Source organism: Sulfurospirillum sp. HTRB-L1 (assembly GCF_059415125.1).
In genome coordinates this window covers 196,845-211,145 of the sequence record NZ_JCAHZR010000003.1, presented here as the reverse complement: position 1 = coordinate 211,145, position 14,301 = coordinate 196,845, and the positions used below count along the sequence as shown (strand labels likewise).

At 44.5% G+C, this 14,301-nt stretch carries 6 protein-coding genes; 3 read left to right on the top strand and 3 right to left on the bottom strand.

Going from position 1 to position 14,301, the window contains the following annotated elements:
* Nucleotides 1-9: 9 nt before the first annotated feature.
* Nucleotides 10-4,308: a GLUG motif-containing protein gene (locus AC5SLM_RS06665; protein ID WP_495250159.1), complete on the bottom strand. Its 4,299-nt coding sequence runs from the start codon at nt 4,306-4,308 to the stop codon at nt 10-12.
* Between the two features lie 319 nt (nt 4,309-4,627).
* Between AC5SLM_RS06665 and AC5SLM_RS06660 the strand changes: the two genes are divergently transcribed.
* Both AC5SLM_RS06660 and AC5SLM_RS06655 read left to right on the top strand, forming a co-directional pair.
* A complete protein-coding gene (locus AC5SLM_RS06660) occupies nt 4,628-5,305 on the top strand; it encodes a response regulator transcription factor (RefSeq protein WP_495250158.1) in 678 nt (225 codons plus the stop codon).
* A complete protein-coding gene (locus tag AC5SLM_RS06655) occupies nt 5,302-7,197 on the top strand; it encodes a 7TM diverse intracellular signaling domain-containing protein (protein ID WP_495250157.1) in 1,896 nt (631 codons plus the stop codon). The genes AC5SLM_RS06660 and AC5SLM_RS06655 overlap by 4 nt, the downstream gene beginning before the upstream one ends.
* Before the next feature lie 83 nt (nt 7,198-7,280).
* Here AC5SLM_RS06655 and AC5SLM_RS06650 read toward each other — a convergent pair whose 3' ends face one another.
* Together AC5SLM_RS06650 and AC5SLM_RS06645 are read right to left on the bottom strand one after the other, a co-directional pair.
* Nucleotides 7,281-8,960, bottom strand: a complete 1,680-nt coding sequence (locus AC5SLM_RS06650) for a ShlB/FhaC/HecB family hemolysin secretion/activation protein (RefSeq protein ID WP_495250156.1) — start codon at nt 8,958-8,960, stop codon at nt 7,281-7,283.
* 10 nt (nt 8,961-8,970) lie between these two features.
* Nucleotides 8,971-13,377, bottom strand: coding sequence for a beta strand repeat-containing protein (locus AC5SLM_RS06645; protein ID WP_495250155.1), 4,407 nt, complete (start codon nt 13,375-13,377; stop codon nt 8,971-8,973).
* Between the two features lie 126 nt (nt 13,378-13,503).
* Between AC5SLM_RS06645 and AC5SLM_RS06640 the strand changes: the two genes are divergently transcribed.
* On the top strand, nt 13,504-14,286 hold the full coding sequence (locus tag AC5SLM_RS06640; protein WP_495250154.1) for a response regulator: 783 nt from the start codon (nt 13,504-13,506) through the stop codon (nt 14,284-14,286).
* Nucleotides 14,287-14,301: the final 15 nt, after the last annotated feature.

Sequence of the window (14,301 nt, the reverse complement as noted above, 5' to 3'; positions counted from 1 at the left end):
CTGTTTCCCTTATCGTTGTGTCATGAAAAATTCTTGTTCTAAACCATTTGGAAGATGAATGCCGCCATTTATGAGTTGGATGAGTGAGTTTTGTCCCAACGGTATACGGATATCACCCGTTCCTCCACCTTGTATCATGGCTCTTGCTTCTTGCATTCCTATGCGTTGGCTTGGCACATCTCCGCTTGGGGTTGAAGTTAGTTGCACTTGAGCCCCCGCGAAAGTAAATTGCTGTGGTGCTTGAGCTAGAGGTAGGCGTGGTGTGAAATTTGGTAGCACCGGCGGTGTTATGGCGGTGCCATTGATGATCTGGGTGATGATGGGAGTTAAGTTTTGGGTTGGCGGTATTGGAGCAGGTGGCGTCGGGGCAGGTGGTGTCGGTGTCGTACTAATAATATTTGCTGTCGTAGTAGCTGTGGTGGCTGCTAGCAGATAATTACCCACAACTCCTCCATTGTCTCCATCACTTAGGGTGTAGTCTATAGCGGTGACGGTTTTACCATTGCCCACAGTAGCCGTGTCAAAACTGGCCGTACCGTGATGTAGCGTAAGGGTTTCCGTTCCCACCAAGCCAGATAAACTTCCCCAGTTGGAGATAGTGACACTTGTTGTGCCATCGTAGGTTTTATTGCTTGCTGTTATTCCTGAGATAGTGAGTGCTTTTTGCGCGATAGTAAGCGCTCCTGCGGTATTGCCACTGCTTGCTTCGGTGTATCCGCCTTTAAGAATATCGATAGTGATGTTGCTGTAGGTTCCTGCATTTTTAAATCCTGTCGTGCTACTGCCATCATAGATAAAGATGTAGTCGGTTCCTAGTACCCATGAAGCGTAACTTGCGCCAAAGATGGATGAGGCACTCCAAAAATCTGCAAGAGTGTAGTTGCTGCCCTTATAAACTTGGTTTTGGGTGCTTAGGGTATAGGAAAGACCTATTGGAGAGAGGGACATTGTCCAAATGGTTGCCCCACCCAAGCTGAGTGTTGGATAGCCTCCGTCGGTGCCTGCTATATCCCAACCCGCAAATGTGGACAATGTTTGCATTTGTGCAGTGGTTTTACCTTCTCCTCCTGCGGAAGTTGCCTGTCCACTAGTCTCAGTATCCCAGAAGCTATTGGTAATGGTTCCACCATCATCGAAGCCCACCAGTCCGCCCAAAAGGCTAGTACCGCTTACACTCCCAGTGGCGTAGCTATTGGTAATGCTTGAGGAAGCAGCGTGCCCCACAAGTCCACCGACACGACTAGTGCCCGTAACGCTCCCCATGGCATAGCTGTTTGTGATACTTGAAGAATTATAAGCTGTTCCCACCAGTCCGCCAACATTACTTTGACCTGTTATGGTGCTAATAACGCCAACGTTTTGTACCGTAGCGCCATCCGTGTAGCCAAATAATCCAACATGATCTGTAGTTGGTCGATGAATAAACAAATCTGCGATGGTATTTCCACCTCCGTTGAAGGTTCCTGTAAACTTGCTAGTATAATTTCCAATCGGCATCCAGCCTGCACCGCTGTTTGCCGTAGAGCTTGCTAGAGCAGTGTAACCTGTTGTTGCGCTATCTAGGTTGTTTGAGAGAATGAAATATTTGCTAAGTGTAGCGGTGTTGTAGTTGATGTTTTGCAGTTGTGTCCAATTGGTGAGCGTGTAGGGGTTTAGAGCGGTTCCAAAACCACCCGCAAAAAGTGTTTCAGAACTTGTGACGATGTCTTGGGCTCTTGTTACATTTTTGAGATACGGTAAACCACCTAGGGCATAGCCTGCTACTGTTGCGCCATCAACAAATGACCAGATAGTTGTGCTCCAACCAGTATAAGTCAATGCGTCCATCATCTGCGCAGTGCTTTTGCCTGTTCCTCCTGCTGAAGTTGTTTGTCCGCTAGTCTCAGTATCCCAGAAGCTATTGGTAATGGTTCCACTATCATCGAATCCCACCAGTCCACCGACATATTGCTGGCCCGTAACACTTCCTGTGGCATAGCTGTTTGTGATGGTTGAGGAACTATTGCTTCCCACCAGTCCACCGATATAATAAACACCCGTAACACTCCCAGTAGCATAGCTGTTTGTGATGATTGAAGAATTAGCAGTCTCTCCCACAAGTCCACCGACATCATCAGTGCCCGTAACACGCCCCGTGGCATAACTATTTGTAATGCTTGCAGAATTATCAGTCTTTCCCACCAGTCCACCGACATTATTATTGCCCGCGACTTCTCCTGTAGCATAGGTGTTAGAGATTGTTCCACCATTATAATGGTAACCAACCAACCCACCGGCATAATTGGCTCCCGTGACCTTGCCAGTAGCATAAGCGCTGGAGATTGTTCCTCCATTGTTACCCCCAACCAACCCACCGACGAGCCCGTTGCCCGATACTTCTCCCGTTGCATAGCTTCTTTCAACTATTCCACTATTATTGAACCCCACCAACCCACCAAAACTATTTCCGCCGTTGTTGCCATCTTTCAAGCTAACCTTTGCACTAGAATGACTAAAAGTGATTTTGCCACCATTATTATTGCCTACTAGACCGCCAACATGAGAAGATAGATTCACTCCCTCATCAACACCCACGACATTCCCGCTTGATGACACATTGACGATTAAAGAACCTGGTTTCGCATCGCCAGCTAAAATACCGACATATTCATTCCCTTCAACTGTTGCGTTGGTAACTCCGAGGTTGCTTACCGTGCCGCCTGTGCCAATCTTCCCAAAGAGTCCAACATAGTCTGTTGATGGGGGGTTAATATTTAAGCCATCTATCGTATGTCCCAGCCCTTCAAAACGACCTATGAAAGTCCCTACGGGTGTCCAGTTATTTGTTCCACTGAGTGCAACATCAGTAGAAAGTGCGAAGTTGCCACCGAGGTAGCTACTTAGTTGTGTGTTTAACGCCGTACCAGTGTTGTTGGTGATGGTGGTGTAATTTACTACAGTCCCATTCGAGCCAAGCTTCGTGCTAAAATTGGTCGAGGTTGTACCATTGTTTCCATTAGTCGCACCGCTGGCTTGCAATGAAATAGGGGCGTTTATCAAATAGTAAGCGGTATTGGCTAAGGCAAGCGCGCCTTGTCCGTATTGTAAAACTAGACTTCCACCGCTTCCACCACTCGCATTTATCACTGCATTGATGAGGATATTTCTATCCGCACGAAGTGTGAGGGCATAGCCACTTGACCAGGTGATATCAGCGTTTACGAAGATGTCACCGTCTGTTCCTGTGCCACTACATGTAACTCCTGTACATGCACCATCTGTGGTGACAGTTACGCCACCACTTCCAAGAGCACTAGAGATAGTTCCTGCAAGGGCAGGGTCTATAGTGATATTGACAGGGTCTATAAGCCACTCTCCTGTTTCTACATGTAAAGAAGCATCATTGACAAACTCTTTTCCTGAAGTCTCGATAAACCCTTCACCTTTCCCCGTACTTAAGCTTCCACCAAACTTCCCCGTTCCCCCATGGGCAAACAATACAATCTTCCCCGTGATGTCTTCTAGTGAGTTGGCTTCGATGATGCCTGTGTTGTTGACCACACCTTTAAGCAGTTCACCCACCGCATTGGTGGTTAGGTAGACTTCGCCCCCATCTGCGTAAAGAGCCCCTTTGTTTTCAACAAGCGCATCTAAAACGCCTTTATCCACTTTGAGATTGACCAGTGAATTGCCATTGAGATTTAACGTGAGCTCTTTGGCGCCGACGAGTTCGACTTTGCCAAGGGTTGCTTTGATGAAGCCCTCATTTTTGACTTCTTTGCCAAATAAAGCGGTATAGCCTTTATCGCTTATATTTATCGTTCCTTGATTGATAACCGAAGCTTGGCTGCCGCCTTTAAAAGCATAATTGCCATCCATAAAGTCTGCATCGCTTAGGTTCATCGTCGTTGCAACAAGTCCTGCGGTGTTGATGCTCGCGGTTTTGGAAAATAGCACACCGTTGGAGTTTAAGATAAAAACTTGCCCATTGGCATTTAAGGCGCCATTGATGACACTTTTTTCATTTCCGACAACTCTGTTTAGCGTCACAGCATTTACATTGGGTTGGTTAAAGTTAACTGTTTCGGATTTTCCGATGGAGAAGTTTTGCCAGTTGATGGCGGCTTTGTTGGTGGTTTGGGTGATGTTCGTCACACTTCCACTTTGGGCGATGCTTGCACTTCCTGCTGTGACAACACCGCCACTTGGGGCGGCGTGAAGTAGCACTGCACCGGCAAGGAAAGCTGAAACCACGAGGCTTATTTTCCCGCCTTTGAGAATGCGAAACCGTGAGCTATAGTTGCAATTTTGCAGATAGAATGTGCGCATGATAGAGCCTTATCGTTGAATTTTACGTATCGACTTCGTGCATCGCTCTTCTTGTGCATTGCGGCAAAAGGAGATGAAAGGAGCCCGAGTTATTTCAGTATAGGATTGTTCGGAGGCTTTTTTTGCTTAGAAAAAGATGAAATTAAAAAAAAACGCATAAAAATACCTAACATTTAGCTTAATTAAAAAAATTAGCATGTAATTTTAGGTATTTAGGTCATCCCAAAGACTTTTTTTGTCTCTTTTGGGATGACTTTGAAATGACTTTGAAACGTTATAATACTTTTTAGACAATAAATTTCGTTCATGAGGACAGGTGGTGAACAAAAAGATTTTTGAACTCAAAGTGCTGTATGTTGAAGATGACGCTATCGTGCGTGACAATACTACTGATACACTGGGCTATTTTTTCAAAAACATCACCCTTGCTCAAAATGGCAAAGAAGCGCTTAATATGCTTCAAACATTTGAACCACATGTGCTAATCACCGACTATGTGATGCCTTACATGAACGGGTATACCCTTATCATAGAAGCCCGCAAGCTGTACCCCAAACTCATCGTTTTTGTCACCAGCAGTTATACCGACCAAGACAAACTTCTTAAATGCATTCCTCTAGGAATTAGCGATTATATCGTGAAGCCTTTGGACTACAACAAGCTCTCACAAGCAGTGCATAAAATAGGTACAGCACTTAGGCATTCAAACGCCAATGAGACTATTTGTCTGGAGCCTTATGTGACGTACTCAAAGCTCTCAAAAACGCTTTTCATCGAAGAAGAGAAGTTTACGCTCTCAAAGCAAGAGTCAGACTTGATAGAGCTTTTACTTGAACACAAAGGCAAGGTTCTTTCGAAAGAGATGCTTAAAGAAAATCTTTATGGCACGTGGGACATCGAAGACAATTTACTCAAAAATCTGCTCTATCGCTTGCGCAAAAAAATTTCTCTTGACATTATCAACACCATCAAAAACACAGGGTATATCATCAAATGAAACGCTTTTTTGTGTGTTTCATGCTTGCATCGGTTTATGGCTTTGCACAAGATGCATGCGTAGAGATTAATGCACATTTTTCAGTCGAAAAAAGCAGTGCCTATCAGATAATCTACAAAAGCACATCAGGGTTCGATGCTTTGAATGCTGAGGTAATAAAACAAGCCGAACCTACTGACATAGCATTGACCCATACTCCTTCAACGCGGGATGTGTACTGGATAAAATTTTGCCTTAAAAACACCACATTAGAGCCTCAAAAAATTATGCTTGAACATCCTCGTGCAGGACTTGATTTTATCGATGTGTATGTATACAAAGGTGATGTGTTGCATCAACGAAGCGAACTAGGCGACATGCGACTAAAAGAGAACCGTTCCATAAAGCATTTTAGTAGCGTTGAAAGTCTCACACTCGAACCCAATGCGCTTTACACGGTCGTAACCCGTTTGCAATCGTATGGTCCTTATGAGCTGTGGTGGCAGGTTGAGAGTTTAAATTACTTTACCCAAAACACGTCATTTAAAACGATGATTTGGGGCCTCACAGGGGGCATACTCATCGCGCTCATTCTCTATAATATCGTGCTTTATGTGTCATTGAAAGAGCTATTTTATATGATTTATGCAGGATATATGATCAGTTTATTACTGTTTCACTTTCTCTATCAAGGGTTTGCGTATCAATTTTTTTCTTTTGAACATTTCGATTTATTGACCATCGCAACATGGGTGTCGATTCGTTTATTTCTGTTTTTTTTGCTGTTGATGCCGTATTTTTTCTTTCAGTTGCAAAACGAGTGGTATGGCAAAGTTTTCCTTGGTTGTGCTAGTGTCATCATGGGATTTGCACTCTTTTTTTCGTGTGCTGTTTTTAATATGGATATTCTTTACTATTCGCACAATACGGTGTTATTTGGATACCTTTTTGCTCTTTATCTGATTGCGTTTTGTGTGCTAAGTGTCATCCAAAAACGGCTCGGAAGCCTTTACTTTGCCATCGCTAAAATCGTGTTTACACTCTGCATGATATACGATACTTTGGTTGTTGGAGGCTATGTCCAACTGCAAACATACTCGTGGCTTGTACTTCCTTTTGGCATCGTGATAGACCTTTTGTTTTTATCTTTAGCGCATGGTGAGAAAATCAAACGTTTGCACCAACAACAGCGTGAAAGCGAGGATCTTCTCATTGCCCAATCACGTTTTATCGCGCTAGGACAAACTGTTGGTAATATCACCCATCAATGTAAAACGCCTGTTTCTCAACTTGCTTCACAGTTTATGTTTTTGCACGCTACCTTTATACATAAAAGAGAGGTGCTTTTAAAGGAGTTTGAGAAAAAAATACCCCAAATCGTCAACAGCATCGAATACATTCAAGAGAACATTGATCTTTTTAGCGACTTCTTTAAACACTCCAACGACAAAACAGAGTTTAATCCCATTCGAGAACTCAAAACAATCGAAAAAATACTTGAAGTCAAGTTGATGCTCAATATGATAGAGATGCGTGTCACTTCAGAAATTGATACCCTCTACACCCATAAAAGTGCACTGACGAATTGTTTAATGATTTTATGTGAAAATGCCATAGATGCCCTTGTGTACAACGACCCGTTGGAAAAATACATTGATATCTCTTTTAAAAAGCCTGAACCTTCCAAACTTGCTATCGTGGTTCAAGACAATGCAGGCAAGGTAGATACAACGCACATTCAACAGCTCTTTTCATCGAATTACACAACCAAAAAAGACAACTTCGGGCTAGGTCTCTCCATCGTTAAGACGCTGGTGGAAAAAAAATTGGAAGGAAAAATTAGTGCAGCAAATACCGGCAACGGAATGTGTTTTACCATGACTATACCCTACACACAGCCCCTTTCTCATTAGCTCTAGACACGTCTGGTGCCAATACGCTTTACATGTAAGGATTTTTCCGTTACATGTAAAGAAAAAATCCTTACATGTAACGTCTAGTAAACGTACCCCGCTTGTAAAAGTAAACGCGTGGAATGTTGGTCTTCGCTTTCTACCTTCTCCCCGCCAATAACTCTAGCTATCTGGGCTTTGGCAAAGAACTTTTTGTAAGCGGCGTGATAACCTAGCCCAATGTCGCTAAGGTGCCTTCCTTTGCTATCACTGATGAGGTTTTCCATTTTTGCATAACCTGTGTCTCCAAAAAGGCTTACTGTATGGTTTAGACTCCCCGTACTAGGTAAACTGTAAAAAAGTTCTGCGCCAAGGATATAACCGTTTTCTGCGCTATGTTCGCCATCAGGAAAAGCTCTGACACCGTAGGCTCCACCCAAGGAGAAATCTTCCGAGCCATCAAGGTTTTTACCTCCTAGGGCTTTTTGAAATCTTAGGCTTGTGGTAAGGGAATATCGCGGGTTAAAGGCAATCGCTTTTTCAATCGTTCCGCTTACCTTGGTGTAATCTCCATTGGTTTGCGCACCTGCATGGTCTATCGCTTTTGAGGCATCATCGCCAAAGCGCACCTTTCCGTGTGTGAGAGCAAGGGCGAGGGTGGTGCTACTTTCCATATCAAAGAGCAGACAGTTTTTTGAGTAGACCATCTCTAAGGTTGCTACGTTTGCATCTTTTTTTACAAGGGTTGCAGTGCTTTTTACTTCATCTTCCATCTTTTTGTGGGCATAAGTTAAAAAGAGGTTTAAATTCTCTTGGCGGGTGCGAATCAGTGGGTAAGAGAGTGAGGCTTCTAGGGTAGTAGCTTCTCCCGTGGCATCCAAGCTCGCGTACTCTTGCGCCAAAGAGTACGTTGTGTGAGAGGCACTGATTTCACCTCGAAGACCATTGCTCATTAGGGGAAAACCATAGGCTATTTTTCCATTTTTCAAATCTCCTGTGGTTGAGAGTACACCATTGAGACTCAGTTTATCCCCATACCCTAAAGGAGAGTTCGCACTAAGACCGAGATTTATTCTGTAGCGTCCTGTGTATTTTGAGCCGTAGTTATCGCCTACGATATACGCACTGTAAGGAGTGGTCGCTTCTGTTTTTATATCAAAATCCGCTGTGCCTACTGTTTTTCCAGGTTTAACATCAATGCCCGTGAGCTTCACCCCTGGGGTATCGTTAAGGATGAGCATGGCACGCTCTAGCGAAGCAGTGCTAATAACACCCTCTTTTTTGGCGGCATCTAGTACGCCTTGTATGCGTTTGTGTGAGACGAGGGAGGTATTGTTTAGGTGAAATGCACCGTACATTCCTTCTATCACGGCTATTTCTAAGATGCCCTCACGCATATGTTGCTTGGGAATGTAGGCACGTGCGACGAAGTAGCCTTGTTCGCGGTAGTGCCGCGTAATCAACGAGGCTATCTTTTGAAGTTGTGCGAAACTATGGCTTTTACCCTCATAGGGGTTTAGTAGTGTTTGCAGGATTTCGGGCTTTACATGTAACGCGCCTGTGAGTTTAAAATGTTTCACTTCAATGATAGTTCCGCCTTCTTCTGCCATCGGTTCTTTAAAAGGTTCCACGGGAAGAGGGGGAATAGCCTCTTTCATCTCTTGTACTTCACGAGGAGGTTTGACTTGTTTTTCCATATCGCCACTGCTTGGTGGTGCGGCAAGAAGGGCGCTTGCCATCGCGAGAGAAAATGTGATAATTATTTGAAGTATTTTTTGGTTCATGCAGTTTCCTCTACCTTTGTGCTGTTAAGATGTCTGCTTCTAGTCCATCAGGAAGCTTGATGCCACCGTTAAGAAGGTGTATTTTGGCTAATTCTACGGGGATGCCACCTGATTGTTTTCTGGTTATATCTGCAAAAGCACGAGAGAAAGGGGCGCGAACAGCTGTGCCGTTTTCAATATGGGCGGTATTGGGTAGCGCAGGATTGATGCTCTCATCTGCAGGAGGAAGGGAGATTGCTTGAATGGTTAACACACCATTGGCATAGCTAAACAGATAATTACCACTAGCGAGTCCGCTTGGAGTAATGGTGTAGGTACCCGCATCAATAGCGCCTTGGCTATCTCCCCCATACGTTAGTACCCCACTTAAAACAGAAGCAGTTTCGCCATTGACAAATCCGCTGTAGCTCACCCCATTTCCTTCGCTATAGGGTGAACCATCGTAGGTTTTTGAAGCGCCGTTTGCCGTGACGGTTAGCGGGGCTTGGGTAATGGTACTGGTGGTGTTGTCGGCATACGTAACATTGTAATTGTTTCCATTGTTGCCATCATTGATTGTCGCACCCGACACGGTTACAGTTTTTCCTGTTCCTGCGTCTTTGTTGGTAAAGGCAAAGGTGCCGCCCGAGATTGAATCGTACAAGGTTCCAGCTGTGATGCTTGCCAAGCCTGCTGCATTGGTTGTCCCGTCGTAAGTCTTCGTGACATCTGTTGAACTGATGGTAATATTGGCTTTGTGAATGGTAAAAACTCCGCCGACAATACTGAGGTTATAGTTGTTATCGCTTGCTGTTCCGTTTATAGCATACGTTCCTGCATTGGTTCCACTTCCGCTAAGGGAAACACTGTCTAAGACGGAAGCATTCTCTCCATTGACAAGTCCGCTGAGGGTGTAGTTGCCACTGATATTTTGAGTAGTGCCGTTGTATGTAGTATCGATAGCGTCAACGGTTATAATGGCATTGGCTTTGTTGACAGTAAGGCTTCCCTCGGCATAGCTTAATGCATAATTATCACTGCTTAGTCCGCTTGGAGTGATGGCGTAGTTTCCCGCATCGATAGCGCCTTGGCTTGTTCCCCCATAGTTAAGACCTCCACCCAAAACGCTAGCATCTTCACTGCCAACAAAGCCACTGTAACTCACCCCATTCCCCCCGCTGTAGGCTAACCCATTGTAGGTTTTAGAAGCGGCGTTTGCCGTGACGGTTAAGGGGGCTTTGGTGATGGCAAGGGTACCTGCGGTATTACCAACACCTGCTTGCGCATAGCCATTTCGTAAGATATTGACGTGAAGATTGCTATAGGTTCCTGCGTTGGTGTAGTTTGTTACAACAGCATTATTGGTATCTAAAAATGTATAATCCGTGCCCAACACCCATGTACTAAAATTGGCACCAAAAAGAGTTGTTGCACTCCATAAATCGCCAAGGGTATAAGCATCTCCTTTGTAGGTAGTGCTTGTATCAGAAAGGGTGTAATGCACTGTCTCAGGTGCCATCATCCAGATATATGCACCGCCCATACTTAAAGAGGGGGTTGCACTTGTGCCTACACCGACATCCCAACCCGCACTATCAAAGGTACTAAAGCGTTGGAGTTCCGTGGTTGTTTTCCCTGTGAGCCCACTAGATGAGCCACTTCCCACGCCACTTGCGATGACATCTGTGTTCCAAAAACTATGAGAGATACTTCCATACTCGCGCAATCCAATCAGTCCACCAACATTGGTACTTCCAGTTACCGAACCTGAGGCGTACGTATTGGAGATTGTAGCACTAGTGGACGCGCTAGAACCTACCAGCCCACCGATATTATTGGTGCCATGTACAGACACTGTGGCATATGCGTTGGAGATAGTCCCTGCGTTGTCGTTATAACCTACCAGTCCACCGACATGATTATTGCCTTGAACCAACGTTCCTGCTACATACGCATTGAAGATACTTCCAAGATTATACCCCACAAGTCCACCGACATAAGACGTGGTCGATACAATATCTACATTGGTAAGACCGATGTTTTGAATGGTTGAACCAGTACCAGCTACGCCAAACAATCCTACCATGCTCCGTGTAGTGCTTACATGTAAGCCATCAATGGTATACCCTTGTCCATCAAAATGACCTACAAAGTGGTGGGTTGCATTTCCGATAGGTATCCAACCTGTATTTGTATTTGCAGTCGCACTTGCTAAGTCTGTATATCCTGCTGTTGCACTCCCTATGTCGTTTGCTAAATCAAAATAGTAGTTGTGCGTTAAAATATTGTTGTTGTTGATGTTTTGCAGGTGTCTCCAGTTGGTGATGGTATAAGGAGAAACATCTGTCCCAAAACCGCTGTTAAAAAGAATCGTCCGTGTTGGTTTATCTGCTTCTGCGGTAACAGAAACAAGATACGGTCGCAAGGATACTTCATACCCCTCCACCAAACTTCCTCCACCAAACGACCATACAGCAGTGTTCCATCCGCTAAAGTTTGAAGCGTTGGCAAACTGCGAAGTGGTAAGCCCTGTGGCTCCAGAGGCATCTCCATTACCCACTCCATTTGCTTGTCCTGTTGTATCTATATCCCAGTAGCTATTGGTGATGGTTCCAGTATTCCATCCCATAAGCCCACCGACAGAATTAGTTCCATTCACACTTCCTATAGTGTAGGCATTGGTGATGGTACCAACATTCCCTCCCACAAAACCACCGACAGAGTCACTTCCACTTACACTGCTTGTTGCATAGGCATTGGTGATGGTGCCATTATTGCTCCCCACTATTCCACCGACAGAGTTAGTTCCGTTCACACTTCCTGTGGCATAGGCATTAGTGATAGCACCACCATTGTACCCCACAACTCCACCAACATAGTTATGTCCTATGATAGTTGCATTGCTCAGCCCAAGGTTGCTTACCGTGCTATCTACCCCCACCATCACCCCAAAGAGTCCTACATAGTCTGTACTTGGGCGGTTAATACTCAAACCGTCTATCACATAACCTTTCCCGTCCAAGCTTCCACTAAAGCGGTTTGCCTCTGTTCCGATAGGCACAAAGCCTTCGCCGCCATTCCATGAGGATGTTCCTGAAGCATTGATGTTGCCCCCTAATTCATACTTCCCGTTTAACGCTGTCGTGACCCACTGGAGTTGGTAGGGGTTGTAAATGATGACTTTGCCGTTGGCACCAAAGATAACGGCATCGCTTGTGTTGGCTGCGCTGAAATAGACACCGCCTGTTGTGGTATTGGTGTTTTGTATAAGAGCATTGACATAGATATTATTATCAGCGGTTAGTTCAAGTTGGGTTGCGGCTGTCCATGTGATGGCTTCATCTATAGTGATGTCATTGTCCGCTTGTAGCGTGACATCGGTGCCACCGTTTAAAACGGAAGTGATAGTATCGGCGTCCATGGTTGCGCCAGCGATGTCGCTTCCTCCTCCATCGGTGATAGTAATATCGGTCGGGTCTAAGAGCCATTTTTTGGCTTTGATGTGCACACCACTCTTTACATGTAAGGTTTCTCCGCTGGTTTCGATAAACCCTTCTTTGGCTTCTAGGGTGCCTGAAACAGTGGTTGTTCCCCCGTGGGCATAAAGGATAATCTCTCCTGTAACATCTTCTAGAGCGTTGGCCTCAAGAACACCTGTGTTATTGATTACGCCTTTTAGAAGCTCGTCTACTGCGTTGATGGTAAGGTAGATGTCTCCGCCATCAGCATAAATGGCGCCTCTATTTTCTATGAGCGCATCAAGGACGCCTTTGTTGACTTTGAGGTTGACAAGAGAGTTGCCATTAAGATTTAACGTGACTTCCTTGGCTCCAACCAATGCTACTCTCCCAAGGGTTGCCCTGATAACACCTTCATTGATAACCTCTTTTCCAAAGAGTGTGGCGTAGCCTTTATTGGAGATATTTATGATACCTTGGTTGATGACCGAGGCGGTGGCGTTGCCTTGAAAGGTATACACCCCTGCTTGAAAGTCCTCATCACTTACATTCATAGTAGTTGCCACAAGCCCCGCAGTGTTAATCGAAGCGTTTTTGCTAAACAAAACACCGTTTGAATTTAAAATAAAAACTTGCCCATTGGCGTTTAATGCTCCAGCGATAATGCTTTTTTCATTGCCAACAACCCTGTTTAATGTAACAGAAGAAACATCAGGTTGTTTAAAGTTAACGGTTTCGTTGGCGCCGATAGAAAAACTGTTCCAGTTAATGGAAGCTTTGTTGGTGGACTGGGTGATAGTTGTGGTTGTGCCACTTCCTGTGATGCTTGCACTCCCGCTAGTAACGACGCCGCCACTAGGCGCTGAATACAGAAAGGTTGTGCTAGCAAGTAGTGCAGAAACAACAAGGGATATTTTTCCACCTTTAAGAATTCTAAAGCGTGAGCGATAATCGCGCCTTTGTAGGTAAGCATTTCGCATGGGTTTTCCTGCATACATGAATTTTATTATCGAAAAAATCATAATGCAAAAAAATGAAGAAAAAATGAAAGGTATCTACAGAATAAAATTTAATTTTATTCTATTAACCTATGTTACAATCACCCTATGAAAAATTTTGAAAACATCTCTATTTTGTATGTTGAAGATGAAGAGGGGACAAGGAATCACCTGCTTTATTACCTTGAAAACAGCTTCAAAAAGGTTTGGGTAGCCACCACGGGCGCAGAAGGATTGGCACTTTTTCAAGAGGAGCCTACGATTGATTTGGTCATCAGCGATATTCACATGCCAAAGATGGATGGGTTAGAGATGATCCGAAAAATCAAACACATTAACCCTAAAGTGGCGTGTTTGCTCACCACGGCTTACAATGACCAAGAATATTTGCTCGAAGCGATAGAACTTGGAGTGGTGAGTTATGTGGTTAAGCCCGTGGATGTCGCGCTTTTATTTGAAAAATTGCATTTGGCGCATGAGGCGATTTGTGAACACCACTGCCTTGGGGTGTTGCACGATAAAATGTCGGCGCTAAAATCCCTCGACATGACCACCTTTTCCAAGGCCTTTGATCAAGCGTTGGAGGAGCTTACATGTAACCGCAAAAGTGTCCAACTTTGCGATACCTTCCGCTACGATTTTTGTACCAAACGCATCACTGCATTAGAGCACCCCATTCTCTTGAGTCATCAAGAAATCAAACTGATTGAGTACCTCATTACCCATAAATATGAAGTTGTCCCTTACGTCACGCTCATGCATCACATGTCGGCATACAATCCCTCTTTAGATTTGGTACGTACCATTGTCAAATCTATACGAAAGAAAACCACAAAAAGTATTATTCAAAACCTCTCTGGCGTTGGGTATAAAATTGGTATCGATGTTTAAGTCCAACCTCTTTCT